The sequence below is a fragment of the Janthinobacterium sp. SUN118 genome, assembly GCF_030397695.1.
GTDB lineage: Bacteria > Pseudomonadota > Gammaproteobacteria > Burkholderiales > Burkholderiaceae_D > Janthinobacterium.
This window is the reverse complement of sequence record NZ_JAPUBV010000001.1, coordinates 1,140,608-1,163,326: the sequence shown is the minus strand read 5'-3', so window position 1 is coordinate 1,163,326 and position 22,719 is coordinate 1,140,608. Positions and strand designations below refer to the sequence as shown.

General features: G+C 61.2%; 22 protein-coding genes. 8 read left to right on the top strand and 14 right to left on the bottom strand.

Features of this window, described 5'->3' with window-relative positions:
• Positions 1-9 precede the first annotated feature (9 nt).
• On the bottom strand, positions 10-555 hold the full coding sequence (locus O0880_RS05325) for a peptidylprolyl isomerase (RefSeq protein WP_071322490.1): 546 nt from the start codon (positions 553-555) through the stop codon (positions 10-12).
• A gap of 93 nt (positions 556-648) precedes the next feature.
• On the opposite strand from O0880_RS05325, the gene O0880_RS05320 reads away from it, so the two are divergent.
• Together O0880_RS05320 and O0880_RS05315 are read left to right on the top strand one after the other, a co-directional pair.
• The gene (locus O0880_RS05320; protein ID WP_289885468.1) at positions 649-1,770 is read left to right on the top strand and encodes a cupin domain-containing protein; all 1,122 of its coding nucleotides are present in this window, start codon (positions 649-651) and stop codon (positions 1,768-1,770) included.
• A gap of 354 nt (positions 1,771-2,124) precedes the next feature.
• Positions 2,125-2,379, top strand: coding sequence for a hypothetical protein (locus O0880_RS05315; protein WP_034783358.1), 255 nt, complete (start codon positions 2,125-2,127; stop codon positions 2,377-2,379).
• 174 nt (positions 2,380-2,553) lie between these two features.
• Here the strand turns inward: O0880_RS05315 and bamC are convergent, their stop codons facing one another.
• From bamC to O0880_RS05275, 8 genes are all read right to left on the bottom strand, one after another.
• Entirely contained in the window at positions 2,554-3,747 is a 1,194-nt protein-coding gene (gene bamC / locus O0880_RS05310; RefSeq protein ID WP_289885464.1) for an outer membrane protein assembly factor BamC, read from the bottom strand.
• A gap of 80 nt (positions 3,748-3,827) precedes the next feature.
• Positions 3,828-4,706: a 4-hydroxy-tetrahydrodipicolinate synthase gene (dapA, locus tag O0880_RS05305; protein ID WP_071322487.1), complete on the bottom strand. Its 879-nt coding sequence runs from the start codon at positions 4,704-4,706 to the stop codon at positions 3,828-3,830.
• Between the two features lie 84 nt (positions 4,707-4,790).
• On the bottom strand, positions 4,791-5,363 hold the full coding sequence (locus O0880_RS05300; protein WP_289885463.1) for a class I SAM-dependent methyltransferase: 573 nt from the start codon (positions 5,361-5,363) through the stop codon (positions 4,791-4,793).
• Positions 5,364-5,423: 60 nt separating this feature from the next.
• Positions 5,424-6,101, bottom strand: a complete 678-nt coding sequence (locus O0880_RS05295) for a site-2 protease family protein (protein ID WP_289885462.1) — start codon at positions 6,099-6,101, stop codon at positions 5,424-5,426.
• 198 nt (positions 6,102-6,299) lie between these two features.
• Positions 6,300-6,923, bottom strand: a complete 624-nt coding sequence (locus O0880_RS05290; RefSeq protein ID WP_046685844.1) for an L-threonylcarbamoyladenylate synthase — start codon at positions 6,921-6,923, stop codon at positions 6,300-6,302.
• Positions 6,924-6,959: 36 nt separating this feature from the next.
• On the bottom strand, positions 6,960-7,844 hold the full coding sequence (gene htpX / locus O0880_RS05285) for a protease HtpX (protein ID WP_289885459.1): 885 nt from the start codon (positions 7,842-7,844) through the stop codon (positions 6,960-6,962).
• A 218-nt stretch (positions 7,845-8,062) separates the two neighbouring features.
• On the bottom strand, positions 8,063-8,896 hold the full coding sequence (locus O0880_RS05280; RefSeq protein ID WP_071322484.1) for a 3',5'-nucleoside bisphosphate phosphatase: 834 nt from the start codon (positions 8,894-8,896) through the stop codon (positions 8,063-8,065).
• Between the two features lie 88 nt (positions 8,897-8,984).
• Entirely contained in the window at positions 8,985-9,860 is an 876-nt protein-coding gene (locus tag O0880_RS05275) for an alpha/beta hydrolase (protein ID WP_289885456.1), read from the bottom strand.
• 240 nt (positions 9,861-10,100) lie between these two features.
• Between O0880_RS05275 and O0880_RS05270 the strand changes: the two genes are divergently transcribed.
• From O0880_RS05270 to O0880_RS05250, 5 genes are all read left to right on the top strand, one after another.
• Positions 10,101-10,625 (top strand): gamma carbonic anhydrase family protein, encoded by a 525-nt coding sequence (locus tag O0880_RS05270; protein ID WP_289885453.1) that lies wholly within the window; start codon positions 10,101-10,103, stop codon positions 10,623-10,625.
• A 4-nt stretch (positions 10,626-10,629) separates the two neighbouring features.
• Positions 10,630-11,610 (top strand): Hsp33 family molecular chaperone HslO, encoded by a 981-nt coding sequence (hslO, locus tag O0880_RS05265; protein WP_071322481.1) that lies wholly within the window; start codon positions 10,630-10,632, stop codon positions 11,608-11,610.
• Positions 11,611-11,763: 153 nt separating this feature from the next.
• Complete coding sequence (locus O0880_RS05260; RefSeq protein ID WP_289885452.1) at positions 11,764-14,175, top strand: TonB-dependent receptor; 2,412 nt, start codon at positions 11,764-11,766, stop codon at positions 14,173-14,175.
• Complete coding sequence (locus tag O0880_RS05255; RefSeq protein ID WP_289885451.1) at positions 14,175-15,317, top strand: glycerophosphodiester phosphodiesterase; 1,143 nt, start codon at positions 14,175-14,177, stop codon at positions 15,315-15,317. The genes O0880_RS05260 and O0880_RS05255 overlap by 1 nt, the downstream gene beginning before the upstream one ends.
• 152 nt (positions 15,318-15,469) lie before the next feature.
• Positions 15,470-15,754, top strand: a complete 285-nt coding sequence (locus O0880_RS05250) for a hypothetical protein (protein ID WP_071322479.1) — start codon at positions 15,470-15,472, stop codon at positions 15,752-15,754.
• Between the two features lie 302 nt (positions 15,755-16,056).
• Here O0880_RS05250 and O0880_RS05245 read toward each other — a convergent pair whose 3' ends face one another.
• The 4 genes from O0880_RS05245 to O0880_RS05230 all read right to left on the bottom strand — a co-directional run bounded on the left by O0880_RS05245 (position 16,057) and on the right by O0880_RS05230 (position 19,744).
• Positions 16,057-16,233 carry a hypothetical protein gene (locus O0880_RS05245; protein WP_289885450.1) on the bottom strand — a complete coding sequence of 59 codons (177 nt, stop codon included), beginning with the start codon at positions 16,231-16,233 and terminating at the stop codon, positions 16,057-16,059.
• Between the two features lie 46 nt (positions 16,234-16,279).
• Positions 16,280-16,603, bottom strand: coding sequence for a cell division protein FtsB (gene ftsB / locus O0880_RS05240; protein WP_035821182.1), 324 nt, complete (start codon positions 16,601-16,603; stop codon positions 16,280-16,282).
• Positions 16,604-16,665: 62 nt separating this feature from the next.
• Entirely contained in the window at positions 16,666-17,949 is a 1,284-nt protein-coding gene (eno, locus tag O0880_RS05235) for a phosphopyruvate hydratase (protein WP_071322478.1), read from the bottom strand.
• 142 nt (positions 17,950-18,091) lie between these two features.
• On the bottom strand, positions 18,092-19,744 hold the full coding sequence (locus tag O0880_RS05230) for a CTP synthase (RefSeq protein WP_071322477.1): 1,653 nt from the start codon (positions 19,742-19,744) through the stop codon (positions 18,092-18,094).
• Between the two features lie 246 nt (positions 19,745-19,990).
• Between O0880_RS05230 and O0880_RS05225 the strand changes: the two genes are divergently transcribed.
• Positions 19,991-20,398, top strand: a complete 408-nt coding sequence (locus O0880_RS05225) for a PRC-barrel domain-containing protein (RefSeq protein ID WP_289885444.1) — start codon at positions 19,991-19,993, stop codon at positions 20,396-20,398.
• Positions 20,399-20,449: 51 nt separating this feature from the next.
• Here O0880_RS05225 and O0880_RS05220 read toward each other — a convergent pair whose 3' ends face one another.
• Positions 20,450-22,705: a TonB-dependent receptor gene (locus O0880_RS05220; RefSeq protein ID WP_289885443.1), complete on the bottom strand. Its 2,256-nt coding sequence runs from the start codon at positions 22,703-22,705 to the stop codon at positions 20,450-20,452.
• Positions 22,706-22,719 lie beyond the last annotated feature (14 nt).

Genomic DNA, 22,719 nt, shown 5'->3' with positions numbered 1-22,719 from the left:
GGTCAGGTGTTAGTGGATTGGGTGAGTGCGGAAGTGATCGCCGTCTTCGCCTTCATCATCTTCGTCGCCATGATCATGGCCGTGTGCGCCATGCACGTGGCCATGGGCGATTTCTTCGTCGGTGGCTTCGCGTACGTCAGCGACGGTCAGCGAGAAGCGCAGCGCGATGCCGGCCAGTGGATGGTTACCATCGAGCACGACTTTGTCGTCGGCGATATCGGTGACCGTGAAGATCATCGCTTCTTCGTCCGGCGAATCGCTTTCCGGCATGCCTTCGAACTGCATGCCCACTTCCAGCGGCTCAGGCAGGCGATTGCGCGGCTCTACCTTGACCAGGGCTGGATCGTATTCACCGAAAGCATCATCCGGTTCGATCTGGATCGTGTTGGAATAGCCGACTTCCTTGCCGTCGAGCTCTTCTTCGATCTTCGGCAGGGTGTTTTCATAATCACCATGCAGGTAGACCATAGGCTGGCGACCGTCTTCGATCAGATTGTCTTGCGCGTCTGACAGTTTGTAGTTGACAGTCACGACCGTATTCTTGGCAATCTTCATTATGCTTCCTTTCATTGTATAAGCTGGCAAATTATACCTTTACGCCGCCAACGGCAGGCGCATTCCTGCATTTCCGGTTGTTATAATGGGCGCATGAAAAAATTAACTCTCCTCGGCGATATCACGCCAGCGCAATTCCTGCGCGACTACTGGCATAAAAAACCCCTGCTGATCCGTCAGGCCGTGCCTGGCTTCAAGGCCCTGTTCGATTTCAAGGCCCTGGCCGAGCTGGCCACCCTGGACCACGTCGAATCGCGCCTCGTCAGCCATGCCGACGGCCACTGGAACATGCAGCAAGGTCCGTTGACCAGCCTGCCCTCGCTGAAACAGAAGGAATGGACCCTGCTGGTGCAGGGCGCCAACCTGCACAGCGCCAAGGCCGACGCCCTGCTGCGCCAGTTCCGTTTCCTGCCGGATGCGCGCCTGGACGACCTGATGGTCAGCTTCGCCACCGACGGCGGCGGCGTGGGCCCGCACTTCGATTCCTACGACGTGTTCCTGCTGCAAGGCCAGGGCAAGCGCCACTGGCGCATCGGCGCCCAGAAGGACCTGAGCCTGATCGACGGCTTGCCGCTGAAAATTCTCAGCAATTTCACGCCCGACGAAGAATTCACGCTGGAACCGGGCGACATGCTGTATCTGCCGCCCCACTACGCGCACGACGGCGTCGCCATCGGCGACTGCCAGACCTACTCGATCGGCTTCCGTTCGCCATCGTTCCAGGAACTGGGCGAAGCCTTCCTGCAATTCATGGCCGATTCCATCGACTTGCCGGGCATCTATAGCGACCCGGAACTGAAAGCCTCGGCCAAGCCGGCCGAGATTCCCCGCGAAATGCTCGCCACCATCACGGAAGAAATGAACAAGGTGCGCTTCACGGAAGAGGACGTCACCATCTTCCTGGGCGAACACCTGTCCGAACCGAAGCACAATGTGTTTTTCACGCCACTGTCGAAGCCCCTGACGGTGGGCCGCTTCGCGGACGCCGCACAGAAGAAGGGTGTCGTGTTGTCGCGCAAGACGCTAATGCTGTATCGTGGCAAGAATGTCTTCATCAATGGCGAGTCGTTTGCCATTGGCAAGGCCGACAAAGCGACACTGGAAACCCTGGCCAACGACCGCGCCCTCGACGGCGCCGCCGTGGCCCAGGCTTCCGACGATGTGATGGAAGCCTTATATACCTGGTATCAGGATGGCTGGATCGAACTGGCCTGAATGCGTGCAGCATAGGAAAAGTGGTATTACCGCAGCAGGGATAACGGCTTCTGCGCTAGCGCAATAAAACATATTATTTTTATATCGTTTTGTCGCGCTTTCGCAAAACACTTACACTTGCTTGCAATTTGCCGTGGCAATTATTGCGATATCACAAAATAGTTGCGAATTTGCCTCTTGCTCCTATTGCGACGCACCAAAAATCGCTATAATATTCGGTTAGGAAGTTTCCGTTGTCTGGCAGGCACCACCTGGTACGAAAAGCCTTCGAAGACGACCTAACGAGCGATAATTACCGGTAATTATTCATCGCAACAATGTTGATTTATTTTTTGAAATAATTAAGGAAAACAAATGAAAAAATCCCTGCTGATCGCCTCCCTGATGGTTGTTGCTCTGGCTGCTTGCAGCAAAAAAGAAGAAGCTCCTGCACCAGCACCAGTAGTTGAAACCCCAGCACCAGCACCAGCAGTTGAAGCTGCTCCAGCTGCTGCTGCTGACGCTGCTGCTTCGGCCGCTACCGACGCTGCTGCTGCTGCTTCGGCTGCCGCTTCGGCCGCTACCGACGCTGCTTCGGCTGCTTCGGCTGCTGCATCGGCTGCTAAGTAATTTAGCACCCTGCACTAGAGAAAGCCGGCCTTCGGGCCGGCTTTTTTACGTCCGCGATTTTATCCGCAGGATAAAACCACGGACGAAGCCGCATATTAAAAAAGGCCGGCCCGGTTCCCCGGATCGGCCTTTTTAATATGCGGCAGGTTTTACGCCCTGCCGCCAAGGGACGGCTTATTTCAACTGATCGTTCAGCAAGCCCAGGATCTTCTCGGCTACTGGCAATGTAGCCGGCTGGCCTTCGTTGCTGAGGATGCTGACCAGGCTGGTCGAACCATTGCCGGCCTTGACCAGGACGCGGTAGCGCTGCGCTTCCTTGTCCTTGTCGGACGACGAGCCCCAGCTGAACAGTTTCGAGAAGAAACCATCTTTCTTGACCGCATCCGGATCGACGTAACGCACGAAATACGTGCCTTGCGTGCGGTCGCGGTCTTCCACCGTGAAGCCGACGCGGTCCAGCGCCAGGCCGACACGGCGCCAGGCGCGGTCGAACCCTTCATCGACTTCGATGGCGCGCGTTGGCGTGGCGGCGTCGCCGACCAGCTTGGCGTGCTGCGGCTGCACGATGGCGGCGTCGACAGCCGTCTTCGCCTGCGCGTCGTCGCTGGCCGCGCCCAGGCGCGTCATCAGCTTGGCGAGGAATTGCGCTTCCAGGCCCGGATCGTTGGGACGCGCGGTCCAGGTGGTGGTTTCCTTGTCGCGGCCCGTGACGACCTCTTCCACGCCACGGTGGCTGATGTAGATCTCGGTCGAGCCATCGGCCAGGCGTTCCACGCGGGTGCGGAACTTGTCTTTTTCACCAGTCGAGTACAGCGAATCGAAAGCCTTGCCGATGGTGCTGCGGATAAAGTCTTGCGGCACCTTGGCGCGGTTCTCGTTCCACTCGGTTTCCATGATGCCAGCCGTCGGCTGGTCGATGGCGACCGTGAAGCCGGAATCTTCCCAGAACTGCTTCAGCTGCGGCCACAGCACTTCAGGCGACTGCTTGACCACCAGCCAGCGCTGGTTGCCCGCGCGCTCGACCTTGACGCCGCCCGCCGTCACCGGCACAACGCCCACCACGCCATCGGCGCCCACGACGACAGGCGTGCCTGCCGCTGCGCTGCGCTGCGCGTTGTAGCCGGATGCCGTGGCAACGCCATTTTTCGAATCCGGCAAGGAATAGCGGTTGTCCTGCTGCAATTGCGTCAGGTCAGGCGGCACGTCCAGGGTGCCGGCCTTCTTGACCGACTTGTAGTCGACTTTGTCGCCGCCGACCACCGAACTGATCATGCCGCAGCCCGCGAGGCTGGCTGCGATGGCGCCGATGACGATGCCGCGGACGGCGAAGGTGGCAGGCGCCGATTGGGTTTTCTTGCAATTAGTCATGTCGTTACTGGATAAGAAGCTAAGTAGCAGCTGAATCAGGGAAGGTCCGGACTATACGAGTCCGGGCTTGAAGTCCGGGCTTAAGACAGGACGCCAGCGTCACGCAAGGCATCGCGCACGGTGGCATGACAATTATCAGCCAGCGGCACCAGCGGCAAACGTATGCCGGCCGGCATCATGCCCATTTCGGCCAGCGCCCATTTGACGGGCACCGGGTTGGGCTCGACAAACAATTTCTGGTGCAGGGGGAAAACTTTGTTATTGATGGCAATGGCCGTGGCACGCTCGCCCGCCATGGCGGCAACGCACAGCTCGTGCATGGCGCGCGGCGCGACGTTGGCCGTGACGGAGATATTGCCGTGGCCGCCGCAGAACATCAGCGCCATGGCCGTCGGATCATCGCCCGAATACACGGCGAAGTCGGCCGGCACCAAACGCAGCAGGTCGATGCCGCGGCCGATATTGCCGGTCGCATCTTTCACGCCGACGATATTCGGGATGGCGGACAGGCGCACGATGGTCTCGTTGCTCATGTCGGCAACGGTGCGGCCCGGCACGTTGTACAGGATGACGGGAATGTCGACGGCTTCGGCGATGGCCTTGAAGTGCTGGTACATGCCTTCCTGGGTAGGACGGTTGTAGTACGGCACTACTTGCAGAACAGCATCTGCGCCCGCTTCTTTCGCATAGCGCGTCAGCTTGATGGCCTCGGCCGTGGAATTGCCACCGGCGCCGGCGATGATAGGAATGCGTCCCTTGGCGTGCTCGACGGTCAACTGGATCAGTTCGCAGTGCTCTTCCACGCTCACTGTTGCCGATTCGCCCGTGGTGCCAACGATGACGATGCCGTCCGTACCCTCGGCGATATGCCAGTCGATCAGCTTGCGCAGACCTGGAAAGTCCAGACTGCCGTCCGCGTGCATCGGGGTGACGATTGCTACAATGCTGCCCTTGATCATAGTAAGTTTATAGCGCCGATAAATAAAACAACGATTGTAGCGGATAGCCCGCGCCTGTGGTGCATTCTGACTTAGAAACGCCGCTCAAAACGTCGGCAGCAGGGCTGCCAACCGTGGAAAATCTGGCCGAACGGCACAAATTCGTTGCACCAGAGCAGCTTTTGGCTGTTCCACGCGCCCATCTTCATAGGCGACCACGCGCAGGCCGTGCTCGAGCGCCCAGGCCAGCATCTCGCCTTCCTTCAGGAGGAATTTCGGATTCGACGGCTTGCCGAACTGCTCATTGCCTTCGGCGAACGTTTCGTACACCAGCACGCCATCGGGCGCCAGGCTGGCGATCATCGCGTCGAGCAAGGGCCGGTGCAAATAATTGGTGACGACGATGCCGGCAAAGCGGTCCGCCGCGAACGGCCACGCGGCGCCCGGCGCCTCCAGGTCCACCAGCGAGGTGGTGATGCCCGTGCCGGCTGCCTTTTCCAGCATTTCCGGATCGTGGTCGAGCGCGATCACCGGGTGGCCCAGGCTGACCAGGTGGCGCGCATGGCGGCCGCTGCCGCAAGCCAGGTCCAGCACTTCGCCACCGGGAATCAGAGGGGCCCAACGGCGCACCCAGCCGGAAATCGCTTCCATATCAACTACTTGTTCAGTTACTTGCATCGGTACTTCCATCAGATTTTGTTACGTTGTGCCCGTGTGGCCTGCCGCTGCAGCGGCGCATCAGCTCAAGAGTGCGGTAAGCGGGGTCACCAGCATGAGGAAAATGCCGATGACAAACTCGATCGCCGCCAGCAGGGCGCGGTTCAGGATACCCGTGTACATCAGCAATACCAGCGCGCCGAACACATACAGGCCATAGCGCTCGATGCTGGCGTAAGGACGCGCCAGCTGCATCGGCAGCAAGCCGGTGACGATGCGCCCGCCGTCGAGCGGCGGCACGGGAATCAGGTTAAAGACAAACATGGCCGCATTGACGCTGACGCCGGCGCCAGCCATCTTGCGGAAAAACATGCCCAGTTCCGTCGGCGGCAAGACGCTGAGCACGACGAAGGCGATCATCCAGGCAAGGCCCATGACGAAGTTCGCACCGGGACCGGCAAACGCCACCCAGGCCATCTGCTTCTTCGGATTGCGCAGGCGGCTGAAATCGACGGGCACCGGCTTGGCATAGCCGAACGGCACCTGGATCGTGAAATACAGTATCAGCGGCAGCAAGATCGTGCCGAAAGGATCGATATGCCGGATCGGATTGAGGCTCAGCCGGCCCTCGTTCGACGCCGTGGGATCGCCGAAATAACGGGCGGCATAGCCGTGCGCGGCCTCATGCAGGGAAATGGCAAACAGCACCGGCACCAGGTACACCGCAACGGTCTGGACTATCGTATTGAAATCGCTCATGACCGCGATTCTACCAGAGGCGTCCCGGCCCCTTTCTTATGTTGTCATTAAGAACATCTGTCAAAACCTGCTGCGCGACGCGATTTGCGGCCCGCGATGCCCCCTGTTCGAAGGCACGGCGACGCTTCCTGGCCGCCACCCGCTGCCGCTCGCTGCGGGTCGGCCAGGCGTTGTAAAGACAGCGCCCGCTGCAGCCGCCTACAAACCCAGCACGGCCGGGTCGCCACGGCCCACGCGCACCACTTCCGGCTCGGGCCCCGTCAAGTCGATCACCGTGCTGGGACCATGCGCGCAGACGCCGCCATCGATGATCAGGTCGACCAGCTTTTCCAGGCGCTCGCGGATGGTGTCGGCATCCGTCAGGCTTTCCTCGTCGCCGGGCAGGGTCAACGTGGCACCCAGCAGGGGCTGGCCCAGCTCTTCCAGCAGGCATTGCACGATGCGGTGCTGCGGCACGCGCAGGCCGATGGTCTTGCGCGACGGATGGCTGAGGCGGCGCGGCACTTCCTTGGTCGCCTCGAGGATAAACGTGTAGGCGCCCGGCGTGGCCGCCTTGAGCAGGCGGAACTGGCGGTTGTCGACCCTGGCGTACACGCCCAGCTCGCTCAAGTCGCGGCACAGCAAGGTCAGGTGATGCTTTTCATCCACGCCACGGATGCGGCGCAGGCGCTCGACGGCGCCCTTGTCGTCGAGCTGGCACACCAGCGCGTAGCAGGAATCGGTAGGCAAGGCCACCACGCCGCCCGACTGGATGATCTGCGCCGCCTGCTTGATCAGGCGCAACTGCGGATTGTCAGGGTGAATCTGAAAAAATTGACTCATGGTTTAAGCGTTCTTCATTATTGGCATAAGTTATCATTATTGCACGCCGCGCAGGGCGGCGATGCGTTGCTCGATCGGCGGATGGGTGGCGAACAGCGCGCCCCAGCCGCCATTGCCGCCGCTGATGCCCAGCGCCTGCATCGATTGCGGCAGCTCGCCCGGCGGCACGCCGCCGAGGCGGGCCAGCGCATGCATCATCGGCGTCGGGCTGCCCAGCAATTTGGCCGAGCCGGCGTCGGCGCGGAATTCGCGCTGGCGCGAGAACCAGGCCACGATGATGGAAGCGAGCAAGCCGAAGATCACTTCGCACACCATGACGGTGACGAAATAGCCGATGCCGCGCCCGCCGCCTTCGCGGTTATTATTTTTCAGCAAGACGTTATCGACAAAGAAGCCCACCACGCGCGCCATGAAGACGACAAAGGTGTTCACCACGCCCTGGATCAGGGTCAGGGTCACCATGTCGCCATTGGCCACGTGGGCGATTTCATGGCCCAGTACGGCTTCGACTTCATCGCGGTTCATGCTTTGCAGCAAACCGGTCGAGACGGCCACCAGCGCCGAATTCTTGAACGCGCCCGTGGCGAACGCATTCGCGTCGCCCTCGTAGACGGCCACTTCCGGCATGCCGATGCCGGCCCGCTCGGACAGGGCGCGCACGGTATTGACCAGCCACAACTCGGTCGACGAAGCGGGGTTGTCGATGACGCGCGCACCCGTGCTCCACTTGGCCATCGGTTTGCTGATCAGCAAGGAAAAGATCGACCCCGTGAAACCGACCACCAGCGAAAACACGAGCAGGCTGCCCAGGTTCAGGGTACTGCCGCGCGCCGGATTGCCCACGCCCAACAAGCTGAGGACGAGCGACAGCACCAGCATCACGGCCAGGTTGGTAGCAATAAAAAGGACGATACGTTTCATGGGCGATGGCTCCAGGTGACTATATATAACAAGAATAACAAAAAGATATGTGCGCCAGCGCAGATTTCAAGCAGCTCTGGCCGCACGCCGGCGCATCGGCAGCCGGGAACATCTCGCGAGCGGCAGTGCTTTGTGGCCGAGCAGCGCAGCTGTGCTACAGCACAGTGAGCATCGCCGGCCGCAGGGCGCGCCGCACAGAAGATTTGCCTGGCTGCAAACTAAAACCAGTCGTGCCAGATGGGCGTGACATTGGCAGGCAACGGCGGCAGCATGGCAAAGTCCACGCGCGACTCGCCCGGCGCATGGAAGTCCGTGCCGCGCGAGGCGAGGAAGCCGTAATCGTTGGCCAGGCGCGCGTATTCCGGATACTGGTCCGGACTGTGGCTGCCCGTGACGACTTCGATGGCCACGCCGCCCAGTTGCTTGAATTCATCGAACAGCACGCCTTGCGCCATGTAGCTGAAACGGTAGCGGCCCGGATGGGCGATGACGGCCACGCCGCCCGCGCCGCGTATCCAGCCCACCGCTTCGGCCAGGGTGGCCCAGCGGTGCTCGACATAACCGGGCTTGCCTTCCGACAGGTATTTCTTGAACACGTCGGGGATATTCGCGCATTTCCCCGTTTCCACGATGTAGCGGGCAAAGTGCGTGCGCGACATCAGGTCCGGGTTGCCGACGAATTTCAGCGCGCCCTCGTAGGCGTCGGGAATGCCGGCCAGGTCCAGCTGGCGGGCGATCTCGCGGCCGCGCGCATCGCGCCCCGAGCGCGTCTGGTGCAAGCCCTGCACGAGGGCCCGATTGTTTTCATCGACCTGCAAGCCGACGATATGCACGGTTTCGCCGGCCCAGGTGATGGAAATTTCCACGCCGGCCACGAAGCGCATGCCCAGGTCCAGCGCGGCCGTGCGCGCGGCGGCGATGCCGGACACTTCATCGTGGTCGGTCAGCGCCCACACATCGACGCCGGCCTTGCGTGCGTGCGCGGCCACGGCGGCGGGCGCCAGCACGCCGTCGGAGATATTCGAATGACAATGCAGGTCGACTTTAAGCATACGAAAACAATACCCTGCACGGGCTCAACATGAAAGAAGTTTTCATTGTACGCTGCTTGTCAAAAGCAGAAGCAGCGTTCCCGCCACATCAGGCCAGGAACGCCTCCACCAGGCGCGCCAGGGCGGCCGGCTGGTCATGATGCAGCATGTGGCCCGCATCGTTGAGCATTTCACAGCGCACATCCTTGATACAGGCCAAACGACGGTCGATTTCGATGCGCGCCTCCTCCTTGGGGCCCATCCATTGCCACATATTGGTGTCGTCGGCCTCCACCCACAGCACGGGCGCCGTGATGCGGCGCCAGCACGCCATCACCTCTTCCACCTGGTACAGGATGGGATTGACGCGCTTGTGCAGCGGGTCGCCGAGAATATCCCACTCGCCCGCCTCGTTCTGCGCCGACCAGTGTTCGGCCAGGAAGGCGGCGCGCGCGTCCGGCAGGCGCGGATTGGTCTTTTGCAGGCGCTCGGCCACGGCCTTCTGCGTCGGATAGCTGCGCATCACGGGCGGCTCGCGCAATTCGTCGAGCCACTTGGCGTAGCGTCCCGGCGCCTGCTCCGGCTTCGTCGCCATCATGCCGAAGCCTTCCAGGTTGATGAAACGGCTGATGCGCTCGGGCCGCACGCCCGCGTACAGGCCGGCCACATTGGCGCCCATGCTGTGGCCCAGCAGCTTGACGGGCGCGTCCGGCGAATAATGGAGCAGCATGGCGTCCAGGTCGGCCAGGTAATCGGGGAACCAGTAGGTATCGGACTGCGTGTAGTCGCTGAGGCCGAAGCCGCGCCAGTCGGGCGCGATCACGTGCCAGTCGCCCGCCAGCTCGTCGACGACGAACTGGAATGAGGCGGCCACGTCCATCCAGCCATGCACCATGAAGAGAATGGGCGCGCCTTCGCGGCCCCAGTGGCGCACATGCGTGCGCGCGCCGCGGATGTTGATGAATTCGGAACGGGAAAGTTTCATGGGTTTCATCGGATGCCTGCCTTGAAAGTAGCGCGGATGGCGCCACATGGTGTGTCTGTAGATATTGTACGCATAAAAGTACGACCGTTCGATAATTATAGCGGATCGGCGGAGCCGCGTCGGCGACGGCTTGGGCGCGGCCAGGGCGCGACCGTGAAGACTTGCCTCGCAACAGCGTAAAATAGCGTACATTCCAGCGTCCGGCCATGCCCGGCGCTTCCACACCGCCACGGGCTAACGATGACACTCTACCAATTGGGCGCCGATGCGCCGCAGATTGATGCTTCCGCTTTTGTCGCCGACACGGCCAACGTGATCGGCAAGGTGACGCTGGAAGCGAATACCTCCGTATGGTTCGGCGCCACCATCCGCGGCGACAATGAACGCATCACCGTGGGCGCCAACAGCAATGTGCAGGAAGGCGCCGTGCTGCACACGGACCCCGGTTACCCGCTCGACATCGGGTCGAACGTGACCATCGGCCACCAGGCAATGTTGCATGGATGCACGATTGGCGATGGCGCCCTGATCGGCATTCAGGCCGTGATCCTGAACGGCGCGAAGATCGGCAAGGGATGCCTGGTCGGCGCGGGCGCCCTGGTCACGGAAGGCAAGGAATTTCCCGACAATATGCTGATCATCGGCTCACCGGCGAAAGCCGTGCGGCCCCTGACGGCAGACGATATCACCAGACTACAAGGCAACGCCGTGAACTATGTGCAACGCGGCCAGCTATTTAATACGCAACTCAAGAAGATTGGATAAAAGAATGACGACTGAAACCACGGGCGCCGTCAGCGCTATCCCCACCGGCCAGGACACCCTGCAAAAGTTTATTTTCGACAACGCCGCCGTGCGCGGCCAGTTCATCGACGTGTCCGGCACCTGGCAGGAAGTGGTGTCGCGCCACGCCTACCCGACGGCCGTGAAAAAAGTGCTGGGCGAAATGGTGGCCGCCGCCGCCCTGCTGTCGGCCAATCTGAAATTCAACGGCTCCATCATCATGCAGATCCATGGCGACGGTCCCGTGCGCCTGATGGTGGTCGAGTGCGATTCGGACCTGCGCTTGCGCGCCACGGCCAAGCTGGACCCGGACGCCGTCATCGCCGATGTCGCCACCGTGCCGCAATTGCTCAACGCCACGGGCAAGGGCCGCTTCATCATCACCCTGGACCCGGCCGACAAGGTGCCGGGCCAGCAGCCGTACCAGGGCATCGTGCCGCTGGACGGCGACGACATGGCGACCGTGATCGAAAACTACATGTTGCGCTCGGAACAGCTCGACACGCGCCTGTGGCTGGCCACGGACGACAGCGTCTCGCGCGGCCTGCTGCTGCAAAAGCTGCCCCACCATGGCGGCAAGGCCGAAGCGACGCCCGTCTCGGAAGAAGACGCGCTCGACACGTGGAACCGTGCCGTGATGCTGGCCTCGACCCTGAAAGAGGCGGAAATTCTCTCGACCGACATCGACACCCTGATGCAGCGCTTGTTCTGGGAAGAAACCATCCGCGTCTTCGATCCCCTGCACCCGAGCTTCCATTGCAGCTGCACGCGCGAAAAAGTCGGCAATATGCTCAAGATGCTGGGCGAGGAAGAAGTCAACAGCACGCTGGAAGAAGTGGGCCAAGTGGGTGTGAACTGCGATTTCTGCGGCCAGCACTATGAGTTCGACAAGGTCGATTGCGCGCAGCTGTTCGTCACGGATGCGCCGGCCGAGGTTCTCATCCCGCCCGCCGCCAGCATCAACTGATCATTACACTTTCGCAATGAACCTGCCGCGCCGCCCCTGAGGCGGCGCAATTGTTTCTGCTGTCATCGTCCCGTCATCAGTTCGTCATCAGCCCGTCACGCGCCGCCGTTACGCTGCGCAGCTTGTATTACTTCCAATACTTTCCACAGGCTGATGATGAATACCCACTTGACGCTGGCCCTGCGCCGCCATTCCTTCCACGTTTTGCTGGGCGCCTGCGCCGCGGGCCTCTCCTTGCCGGCGCTGGCGCAAACGGCCGTGGCCGCCGCCGTGGCCTCGGCCGCCACCGACATGGCTGCTGCTGCCCCGGCTGCCGACGACAATGCGCCTATGGCCACCGTGGAGATTTCCTCGCGCAAGACGCGTTCTTCCGTCGCCCTGAGCAAGAATGAAATCCAGAAAATCCTGCCCGGCACGAATCCCCTGAAAGCCCTGCAAACCCTGCCCGGCGTCAGCTTCCAGACGGCCGATCCATGGGGCAACAACGAGCAAAACCTGTCGCTGTTCGTGCACGGCTTTTCCGGCCAGCAACTGGGCTACACCATGGATGGCGTACCGCTGGGCGACCAGCAGTACGGCAACTACAACGGCCTGTCGCCGCAACGCGCCGTGATCAGCGAAAACGTGCGCAGCGTCGTGCTGTCCTCGGGCGCCGGCGACCTGGCCACGGCCTCGACCAGCAACCTGGGCGGCACCATCGAAACCTATTCCAGCGACCCGCTGGCCGCGCAGGGCGCCAGCGTGCAGCAAACCGTGGGCAGCCACCGCACCTCGCGCACGTTTGCCCGCTACGACACGGGTGCCTTTGGCGACGGCAGCAGCGCCTATTTTTCCATCCTGCACCATGAAGCGCGCGCCTGGGACTTCGATGCGCGCCAGGGCGGCGACCAGTTCAACGCCAAATACGTCAACCGCAGCGAGGCGGGCAAGCTGACCCTGTTCTTCAATTACTCGGACAAGATCGAGCCGAACGAGGACAGCACCGTGCACGTGAAGGGCGAGACGAGCGCGCCATACACGCGCCCCTTCCTGTATCCCGACTTCAAGGCGGCCCTCAATTACCTGTCGCCGACGGGCGCCACGCCTGCCGCCGATGGCAACAATTACCGCAACTACTACAGCGATGCGCAGCGCACCGATTACCTGGCCTACGCCAAGTTCGACGCCAACCTGTCGGAGGGCACGACCTGGTCGAACCAGGTGTATTACCACAAGGATGACGGTGCCGGCGTGGTGGCCGGCCCCATCGGCGTGGCCGGCTTGCCGGGCCTGTTCAGCGTCTACTACCCGAAGCAGAACCTGAAGGAAGTCTTCGGCAACTCGGGCTACGCCGTGCGCACGACGGAATACGACATCAAGCGCGGCGGCTTCATTTCCACGCTGCGCAAGGAAATCGGCAACCACCAGCTCGAAGCGGGCCTGTGGCTGGAACAGAACCGCTCGTCCGCCTACCGCCGCTGGTATGCGCTGGACGTCAACCACCCGACCTCGCCGTACGACCGCCCCAGCAATCCTTTGATCACGCAGTACGGCAGCGAGATCGACAACAAGGTGGTGCAGCTGCACTTGCAGGATGAATGGCGCATCCGCCCCGATATCGCGCTGCAGGCCGGCTTCAAGTCCAGCCTGCAGTTTGCCGATGGCCAGTTCCCCGTGCAGCCGGCCAAGGGCGCCATTGCCGGCGGTTCGACGGCCCTGCCCGTCGGCTCCATCGCGACAAAAAAATGGTTCCTGCCGCAAGTGGGCGCGCGCTGGGACTTCACGCCGCAAGACCAGCTGTACTTCAATATCCAGAAAAACATGCGCCAGTTCGTCACCTACGGCGGCGGCGGCGCGTCGCCGTGGAGCTTGTCGAACCAGGCCGCCTTCGACCTGTTCAAGCGCGACGCCAAGCCGGAAACGGCCCTCACCTATGAAGTGGGCGTGCGCGGCAGCCACCCCATGAACCTGGGCGCCATCACGGCCATCGATGGACAAGTCAATGTGTACCACGTCGATTTCAGCAACCGCTTGCTGCAGATCAGCCCGACGCCCGTGATTTCCTCCATCATTGGCGGCAACCCCGTGCTGGCCAACGTGGGCAGCGTGCGCACGGACGGCATCGACATCGCCGGTACTGTGCACTTCGGCAACAATTTTTCCTTCTACAATGCCCTGTCGTACAACCGTTCGCAGTACGCGGACAATTACAGCAATGGCGCCGCGCTGGTCTTGACGGCTGGCAAAAACGTGCCGGGCTCGCCCGAGTGGCTGAACAAATTCGTTGCCTCGGCCACGTTTGGCGATATCGAAGTGCAGCTGACGGGAGACTATGTGGGCAAGCGCTATGCGACGTACACGAACGATTTGTCCGTGCCCAGCTATTTCCTGATGGGCCTGGGCATGTCGGGCAAGCTGCCGGCCATGGCCGGCTGGCTGAAGAACCCGCGCTGGCGCGTCAACGTCAGCAACCTGGCCAACCGCGAAGGCTCGCTGAACGTGGTGGTGGGCGCGGCCGACAAGACCTACAACACCTTCCCCATCGCGCCGCGCCAGGGTTTCCTGACCTTGACGGCGGACTTCTGATGCGCGCGCCGCATCTCGCCCCTGTCTTGCCGCAACGGCATTTCTCGCGCCGCCGCTTCGTGCAGGCGGCCGTCGGCGGCCTGGCACTGGCCAGCGCGCCCGGCTTTGCCGCCGGCCTGCTGGCCACTCCGCCGGCGCGGCCGCTGGTCTTCGCCCACCGCGGCGCCAGCGCCCTGCGCCCCGAACACACGCTGGCCTCGTACGCCAAGGCCATCCTCGACGGCGCCGACTACGTCGAGCCGGACCTGGTGGCCACGCGCGACGGCATCCTCGTGGCGCGCCATGAAAGCAACCTGATCGACACCACCGACGTGGCGCGCCGTCCCGAGTTCGCCAGCCGGCGCGGCAAGAAGCTGGTCGACGGCGAATGGCACGAGGGCTGGTTCGTCGATGATTTCACCTTGGCCGAACTGAAGACCCTGCGCGCCATCGAACGGCTGCCGAAAGTGCGCACTGGTAACACCTTGTACGATGGACAATTCCAGATCCCGACCTGGGAAGAAATCATCGATTTTGTTGCAGCGCAATCTGCCGCCAGCGGCCGCGTCATCGGCCTCGTGCCGGAGCTGAAAAGTTCCACCTACTTCCGCGATGCGGGCCTGGCACTGGAAGACCGTTTCCTCTCGACCATGCTGGCGCACGAGTACACGCGCCGCGCGCCGATCGAGATCCAGTCCTTCGAAGTGGCCAATCTGAAGTACTTGCGCGAGAAGCTGGGACGGCGCGCCAACGTGCGCCTGATGCAGCTGGTGGTGGGCGGCGATATCCGTCCGATGGACGTGGCCAAGGCCGGCGGAAAATTGACATTCGGGCAAATGACGACGCCGGCCGGCCTGCGCGAGATCGCCGGCTACGCGGACGTGGTGGCGCCGCCCACGCGGGGCGTCATCCCGCTGGGCGCCGACCAGCGCCTGGCACAAGCCACGTCCATCGTCGACGATGCGCACCAGGCGGGCCTGCTGCTGCACACGTGGACCTTCCGTCCGGAAAACCGTTTCCTGGCGGCCGATTTCCGCGATGGCAACGGTGAAAACGCGCGCAACGAAGCCGGTTCCGTGGCGGAAATGCGGCGTTATATCGAGACGGGACTGGACGGCTTTTTCAGCGACGACCCGGGTCTGGGTCGCCTGGCCGCCGGATAAACATTTCGTAACAAATTCTTTTTCGGGGCGTGGCCGGCGGCTACGCCCTTATTATGCGTTTCTTGAATTTCTGAAATTGGAATTTGGAATTAGACATATATCGGCAACTCCATTATTGTGCAATGCAACAACAGACCATTCATGGAGGGCATATGTCCACTTTCACCAACACTTACAGCAACGACGACAACTATTTCAGCAACCTGGGCCGCGCCACGCGCGCCTTCCTGGGCGCCCTGCTCGCTTCCAAGCCTTACAGCGAACTGGCACAGAAGGAAGTCATCGCCACCGGCACCCCGGCGGCCAGCACTGACGACGAGCGCTATGTGCGCCCTAGCAAGCGCGATTTCGCCCTGCTGAACTCGGAAGCGGCGCGCCATGAGCGCCTGATGCCGAACCTGGCCGCCGAACTGCGCTTCCTGGCCTCGCGCGGTTAAGAAAACGTTCAGGGCGGCGTTGCCTGCGCCTTGCCGTACGTTCGTACTGTCTTCGGCTTGGCGCCTGGACCCGAACGTTTTTTACCTAAGTACACCTACCAAAACCTGCTGCGCGTCGGCATAGGTGGCCTGCGATGCTCACCGTACCGGAGTACGGTTGCGCTTCTTAGCCGCCTCTCCCTTCCGCTCGCGACGGTTTTGTTAGGCGTTGTAACTCTTTATAAACAACTTACTGGAATTATTATGATGTTTCTCGAAACTGCATTGATCGCTGTCGCCGTCGTCGTTACCGGCATCCATTTTTACCTGATCTCGACCGGCAAAGCCCGTTTCTGATCAGCAAGCAGCAAGGCGGTATCCAGCGCGCCGCGCCATGCGGCCAGTCGTGTGCAGAGCAGTACAAGTAGCAAGAACAAGCAGTAGATAAGAACAGGCTTGGCCAGCAGCGCGGCAATGCGGCGCGTGGCCAGCAGTGACATGCCAGCCTGGCAATCGGTCCAGGCTGGCAAGGGGAAGTGGTAGTTCTTAGTGTGGCGCGGCAGCGTCCACCGGCGTTTCCAGCAGTGGCGGGGTCTGGCCCTTGCGCACGATCTGCACGAAAATCTCATTCTGTTTGACCATGCCCAGCTCATAGCGGGCACGCTCCTCGACCGCACCCGTGCCGTCCTTCAGGTCGCGCACTTCGGATTCGAGCTTGGCGTTGCGCGCCTTCAATTCCATATTCTTCTTGTTGGCCACCGCCACTTGGGCTTCCATGTCGGCAACACGCAGCCAGCCGCCTTTACCCAGCCAGAGGGGAAATTGGATCAACAGCAGCAAGGCTGCCAGGGCGAGCGTAATCAGGCGCATGGGGCATTCAGTTAAAAAACCGGCCGGAACATCTCCGGCCGGCCAGTGGGTTTTACATCAGCTTACTTCAGATTATAGAACGCATCGCGTCCTGGATAGCTGGCAACGTCGCCCAGGTCTTCTTCGATACGCAGCAGCTGATTGTACTTGGCCATGCGGTCCGAACGCGACATCGAGCCGGTCTTGATCTGCAAAGCGTTCGTGGCAACGGCGATATCGGCGATGGTCGAGTCTTCCGTTTCGCCCGAGCGGTGCGAAATGACGGCCGTGTAGCCGGCGCGCTTGGCCATTTCGATGGCGGCGAACGTTTCCGTCAGGGTACCGATCTGGTTGATCTTGATCAGGATCGAGTTGGCGATGCCTTTCGAGATGCCTTCTTTCAGGATCTTGGTGTTGGTGACATACAGGTCGTCGCCGACCAGTTGCACTTTCTTGCCCAGTTCCGCCGTCAGGATCGCCCAGCCATCCCAGTCGCCTTCATGCATCGCGTCTTCGATCGAGATGATCGGGTACTTGTCGCACCAGGTCGCCAGCAGGTTGGTGAACTCGGTGGCGGTCAGGCTCAGGCCTTCGCCTTCCATTTCGTACTTGCCGTTCTTGTAGAACTCGGACGCGGCGCAATCGAGGCCGATGGCGATCTGCGTGCCTGGCTCGTAGCCGGCTTCTTCGATGGCCTGGATGATCAGCTTGATGGCTTCTTCATGGTTGGCCAAGGATGGCGCAAAACCGCCTTCGTCGCCCACGTTGGTGTTCAAACCCTTCTTGTGCAGGATTTTCTTCAGCGTGTGGAACACTTCCGCGCCGTAGCGGACGGCTTCCTTGAACGACGGTGCGCCGACGGGAATGATCATGAATTCCTGGATGTCCAGGTTGTTGTCGGCGTGCGCGCCGCCGTTGATGACGTTCATCATCGGCACTGGCATCTGCATGGCGCCCGAACCGCCGAAATAGCGGTACAGCGGCAAGCCCGCTTCTTCGGCGGCAGCCTTGGCAACGGCCATGGAGACGGCCAGGATGGCGTTGGCGCCCAGGCGCGATTTGTTTTCCGTGCCGTCCAGGTCGATCAGGGTACGGTCCAGGAAAGCCTGTTCATTGGCGTCCAGGCCCATGATGGCTTCGGAGATTTCGGTATTGATGTTTTCGCATGCTTGCAGCACGCCCTTGCCGAAGTAGCGCTTGGCGTCGCCATCGCGCAATTCCACGGCTTCGCGCGAACCGGTCGAGGCACCCGACGGTACGGCCGCACGGCCCATCACGCCCGATTCCAGCAACACGTCGCATTCGACGGTCGGGTTGCCGCGCGAGTCCAGGATTTCGCGACCGATAATATCAACAATAGCACTCATGTCATTCTCCAAAGTTAAGCGTAACAGGGGCTGCACACTGCGTTCTGATGCGCAATTGCACAAAGGGGGGCAAAGAAACTCCCGGCGGGAACAATCTGGCCGGGAGCTGTCTTACGGGTAATACTGTCGCTATCGACCCGCGTTATTCCGCGGCCGCGTTGGCTTCTTTGTGCGCCAGCGCTGCCTTGATGAACGAGGTAAACAACGGATGGCCGGTGCGTGGCGTCGATTTGAACTCAGGGTGGTATTGCACGCCCATATACCATGGGTGGGCATTTTCGCCCGTGCGTGGCAATTCCATGATTTCGCACAAATCTTCGCTTGGCGTGCGGGCCGACACGATCAGGCCAGCCGCTTCGACACGGGCCAGGTAGTGATTATTGGCTTCGTAGCGATGGCGGTGACGCTCGGTCACCACGCTGCCATAGATTTCGGCGGCGAGGGTGCCCGGATTGACGGCGCAGGTCTGCGCGCCCAGGCGCATGGTACCGCCCAGGTCCGAGTTTTCATCGCGCAACTCGACTTTACCATCGTGGTTTTGCCACTCATTGATCAGTGCAACAACAGGTTGATCCGTATCAAGGTCGAACTCGGTCGAATTCGCGTTCGGCATGCCTGCCTTGTTGCGCGCGTATTCGATCAGGGCCACTTGCATGCCCAGGCAGATGCCCAGGTAAGGGATCTTGTTTTCACGGGCGAACTGGGCCGCCTTGATCTTGCCTTCCACGCCGCGCTTGCCGAAGCCGCCCGGTACCAGGATGGCGTCGTACTTGCCCAGGCCGTCGCAACCGGTCGTTTCGATTTCTTCCGAATCGATGTACTCGATGTTGACGCGGCTTTCCGTGTGGATGCCGGCGTGGCGCAGCGCTTCGATCAGCGACTTGTACGACTCGGTCAGCTCGACATACTTGCCGACCATGCCGACGGTCACTTCCGCCTTCGGATGCTCCATCGTATAAATCAGCTTGCTCCAGATCGACAGGTCTGCCGGCGCCGGATCGAGGTCCAGCGCGTCGCAGATGATCTTGTCCAGACCCTGGTCGTGCAGCATCTGCGGCACTTTGTAGATGGTGTCGACGTCCCACACGGAAATGACGGCGTCTTCCTCGATGTTCGAGAACAGCGAGATTTTCGCGCGCTCGTCTTCCGGGATGGCGCGGTCGGCGCGGCACAGCAGCGCATTCGGCAAGATGCCGATTTCGCGCAGCTTTTGCACCGAGTGCTGGGTCGGCTTGGTTTTCAGTTCACCGGCCGAGGCGATGTACGGCACCAGGGTCAGATGGACGAAGGCCGTGTTCTTGCGGCCGGCGCGCAGGCTCAGCTGACGCGCCGCTTCCAGGAAGGGCAGCGATTCGATATCGCCGACGGTGCCGCCGATTTCGCACAGGGCCACGTCGTAGCCTTCGGCGCCACGGCGGATGTAATCCTGGATTTCATTGGTGATATGCGGAATCACCTGCACGGTCTTGCCCAGATATTCGCCCCGGCGTTCCTTGCGGATCACCGATTCATAGATCTGGCCAGTGGTGAAGTTATTCACCTTTTTCATGCGGGTGGAGATGAAGCGCTCGTAGTGACCGAGGTCGAGGTCGGTTTCGGCCCCGTCGTCGGTAACGAATACTTCACCGTGTTGCATAGGACTCATCGTGCCAGGATCGACGTTGATATACGGGTCGAGCTTGAGCATGGTGACTTTAAGGCCGCGCGATTCGAGGATCGCGGCGAGGGAGGCGGCGGCAATCCCTTTTCCAAGGGAAGACACAACGCCACCAGTGACGAAGACAAATTTGGTCATTGCAGATGGTGCCGAACGGCACGTGCGGGAAATTGAAATTATACACTAAAGCCCGCCTGCGGCGCTCCCCGCGCGCGGAAATTTGCGCCAAATGCCGACTATCCCGCCCCCTCCTGCTGTCTACGCACAACAAAATTACCCAATAGCAATAATTGAAATATTTCCAATTCCATATGTTGTGTGGGCGAGCGAACAGACCCTGCCACGACATGCGCCCAGACTGGAATTTTTCAACGGAGGATCATCATGAGCTACGAAGAACGCGACGCCTACGGCATGTATGTCAACCGCGGCCATAAAGGCCCCGGCCCTGAACTGATGGGTGCAGACACCCTGATCGGCGACCATGTGCGCAACGCCAAGGATGAACACCTGGGCGAAATCAAGGAAATCATGATCGACATGCGCAGCGGCAAGATCGCCTATGCCGTCATGTCGCACGGCGGGGTCTTTACCATCGGCGAAAAGCTGTTCGCCGTGCCCTGGGAAGCGCTGCTGCTCGACACCGTCAACAAGCGCTTCACGCTCAACGTCGACAAGGAACGCATCGAAAACGCACCGGGCTTCGACACGGATAACTGGCCGAACATGGCCGATACCACGTGGGTGAACTCCATCCACAGCTATTATGGAACCACCCCGCGCGACTACTAAGCTCGCCGCAACCACCCCGGCGCCAGGCACCGGGGTGGTGTCACGCCCACCTTAAAAGCGGTATTCCAGCCCTGCCACATACGTCCTGCCGCGCGCCGTACTCATCGGCGTATTCTCGTTCGACTGCGACGGCATCGAGTTCAGCCGGTTCAGCGCTTCCGAGTAATCCTTGTCCATGGCGTTCTGCACGGACAGGCGCAGGAACAGGTTTTTCGTCACCTGGTAACTGGCATACAGGTCGATCACGGCCGGGATCTTCGGATTGTCCACCTTGACGATGTCGCCCGTCACTTCATCCGTATTATTTTCCGGCGACAGGCGGCGGTTGGCGCCCGTGTGCTTGATGATGGCGCCCAGCTCCATCTTGTTGTCGAACAGGCGCGTGCCCACGTCGAGGTTGTAATACGTGCTGGGCAGCTCGCTGATATCGGCCGCGCCAAACCACGCGCTGGCGATCGAGGTGGGCTGGCTGGTCTTTTCGCGCGTGTACGACAGGCGCGCATAGGCCGGCCCCAGCTGGTATTGCGCTTCCAGCTCCCAGCCGCGCGTGCGCACGGGCGTGGCCGAGTTGATGTAGATATACATATTCGTCACGTACTCATCGACCGTCTGCCAGTCCGTGGCCAGCACTTCCGCCATATTGCACTTGCGGCCGCCATCGCAGACGAGGAAGGACTGGCTGGTGATATAGCCGTCGATCTTGCTCTTGAAATACAGGGCCTTGAAGTTCAGCGCGTCGTTGGCAGTCAGCAAGCCATGCAGGCTGGAATTAAAACCCAGCTGGTAGGTGGTCGATTTCTCGCCCTTCAGGAAGGGGTTCATCGACGCCCCGCCGTCATTCGAGAAAAACACTTCCTGCGGATTCGGGCCGCGCATGGTGCGCTCGGCGCTGGCGAACGGCTGGAACCACGGCGCCACCTGCGCGGAAACCAGCAGCGACGGGTTGATGCCATGCTCCTTCAGCGCGATATGCGCCGCCCCCTGCGGGAAGCACTTCACGCGCTCGTCGCAGGCGGGCTTGTAGCCGGTCAGCTCGAAGCGCGTGTAGTTCAATCCCGCATGGACTTGATAGATGCCGCGGTTGTACTGCAGGCCCGCGTACAGGCTGTCGATCTTTTGCTTGCCCGTGGGGCCAAACGTATTGTTTTCAATCGATTGCTGGTTGGCATCGGGATTGTCCGGGTCCTGCACCAGGCTTTCCACGTGCTTGCTGTACTCATTGCGCATCAACTTGCCGCCCACCGTCACCAGCGCGTCGCCACCGGCCAGCCTGAAGCTGCTGGTGTTATTGATGTCGACGGCGTCGGCGCGGTTGGCCGCGTTGGTGTTGACGAAATTCATCAAGGCCTCGGGCATGTATTTCTGATTGCCGCGGCTGCTGCTGGCGATCACATTGAGGTCGATCAATTCGGAAAACGGCGTGTAGTGATATTTCACATAGTAATCATTACTCTGGATGTCGCGGCGCGTAAACGTGTTGCGGTAATCGCGCGCCGACAGTTCCAGTGCGTGGAAGTCGCTCAGTTTCAAGTCCAGCTTGAGCAATTGCGACTTCGGCTTCTGCTTGTAAAAACGGTTGTAGCCGAAGCCGAATTCCTCGCTGTCCGTACCCTTGCCATTCTTGTAGTTGTTGCCGATGACACTCGCGCTGCTAGCCGCCAGGAAACCCACGCTGCCGCCGTCGAAGGCGGGGTTTTTCATGCCCACGGCCAGCATGGCGCTGCGTCCCACGCCGTTGCTGCCCGCCGACATCTTCGTGCGCGCGCCCGTCTTTTCGCCCGCGAAGACGACGTCATCGACACCGATGGTGCGGAAATTGGCGCTGCCGCCGAGCGCATTGATGCCGTCGCTGCCGACGGCGTTGCCCCGTGACACATCCACGCCGATGATGAAGTTCGGGTCGATCAGGGTGCCGAACTGGCTGCCGGGCACGCCGCCATGCGACACATCCGACGGCGCGCTGCCGTAGTAATTCTGCGTCACGCCATCGACCATCATGTTGACGCGGCCCATGCCGGACAAGCCACGGATATTCACGCTGATGGCGCCTTGTCCCGGATCAATCTGCGTGAACGTGCCCGGCATGCCGCGCACGATCTGGTCCACGCTCTGCAGGCGCGTATCGGGGCCGCGCGCGCTGACGGCGCCCGGCTTTTCCAGCGCCTGCTGTTCCACGGACACCGTTTCACCCGATACATTCAGCGCTGAAAACTCCACCTTGCCCGCGCTATTTTCCTGCGCCTGCGCCTGCTGCGCCAGCAACGCCATGCAAACGCCCACGGCTTGCGCCATTCTCTTGATATGCATACACCCTCGATTTG

Excerpts from the sequence above, each read along its gene's own strand:
- O0880_RS05325 (WP_071322490.1), bottom strand. The coding sequence starts at position 555 with ATGAAGATTGCCAAGAATACGGTCGTGACTGTCAACTACAAACTGTCA.
- O0880_RS05245 (WP_289885450.1), bottom strand. The coding sequence starts at position 16,233 with ATGTCACTGCTGGCCACGCGCCGCATTGCCGCGCTGCTGGCCAAGCCT.
- O0880_RS05295 (WP_289885462.1), bottom strand. The coding sequence starts at position 6,101 with ATGAGCGATTTCAATACGATAGTCCAGACCGTTGCGGTGTACCTGGTG.
- O0880_RS05315 (WP_034783358.1), top strand. The coding sequence starts at position 2,125 with ATGAAAAAATCCCTGCTGATCGCCTCCCTGATGGTTGTTGCTCTGGCT.
- O0880_RS05275 (WP_289885456.1), bottom strand. The coding sequence starts at position 9,860 with ATGAAACTTTCCCGTTCCGAATTCATCAACATCCGCGGCGCGCGCACG.
- bamC (WP_289885464.1), bottom strand. The coding sequence starts at position 3,747 with ATGACTAATTGCAAGAAAACCCAATCGGCGCCTGCCACCTTCGCCGTC.
- O0880_RS05270 (WP_289885453.1), top strand. The coding sequence starts at position 10,101 with ATGACACTCTACCAATTGGGCGCCGATGCGCCGCAGATTGATGCTTCC.
- O0880_RS05255 (WP_289885451.1), top strand. The coding sequence starts at position 14,175 with ATGCGCGCGCCGCATCTCGCCCCTGTCTTGCCGCAACGGCATTTCTCG.
- O0880_RS05260 (WP_289885452.1), top strand. The coding sequence starts at position 11,764 with ATGATGAATACCCACTTGACGCTGGCCCTGCGCCGCCATTCCTTCCAC.
- ftsB (WP_035821182.1), bottom strand. The coding sequence starts at position 16,603 with ATGCGCCTGATTACGCTCGCCCTGGCAGCCTTGCTGCTGTTGATCCAA.
- hslO (WP_071322481.1), top strand. The coding sequence starts at position 10,630 with ATGACGACTGAAACCACGGGCGCCGTCAGCGCTATCCCCACCGGCCAG.
- O0880_RS05225 (WP_289885444.1), top strand. The coding sequence starts at position 19,991 with ATGAGCTACGAAGAACGCGACGCCTACGGCATGTATGTCAACCGCGGC.
- O0880_RS05230 (WP_071322477.1), bottom strand. The coding sequence starts at position 19,744 with ATGACCAAATTTGTCTTCGTCACTGGTGGCGTTGTGTCTTCCCTTGGA.
- O0880_RS05320 (WP_289885468.1), top strand. The coding sequence starts at position 649 with ATGAAAAAATTAACTCTCCTCGGCGATATCACGCCAGCGCAATTCCTG.
- O0880_RS05290 (WP_046685844.1), bottom strand. The coding sequence starts at position 6,923 with ATGAGTCAATTTTTTCAGATTCACCCTGACAATCCGCAGTTGCGCCTG.
- htpX (WP_289885459.1), bottom strand. The coding sequence starts at position 7,844 with ATGAAACGTATCGTCCTTTTTATTGCTACCAACCTGGCCGTGATGCTG.
- O0880_RS05280 (WP_071322484.1), bottom strand. The coding sequence starts at position 8,896 with ATGCTTAAAGTCGACCTGCATTGTCATTCGAATATCTCCGACGGCGTG.
- eno (WP_071322478.1), bottom strand. The coding sequence starts at position 17,949 with ATGAGTGCTATTGTTGATATTATCGGTCGCGAAATCCTGGACTCGCGC.
- O0880_RS05300 (WP_289885463.1), bottom strand. The coding sequence starts at position 5,363 with ATGCAAGTAACTGAACAAGTAGTTGATATGGAAGCGATTTCCGGCTGG.
- dapA (WP_071322487.1), bottom strand. The coding sequence starts at position 4,706 with ATGATCAAGGGCAGCATTGTAGCAATCGTCACCCCGATGCACGCGGAC.
- O0880_RS05250 (WP_071322479.1), top strand. The coding sequence starts at position 15,470 with ATGTCCACTTTCACCAACACTTACAGCAACGACGACAACTATTTCAGC.
- O0880_RS05220 (WP_289885443.1), bottom strand. The coding sequence starts at position 22,705 with ATGCATATCAAGAGAATGGCGCAAGCCGTGGGCGTTTGCATGGCGTTG.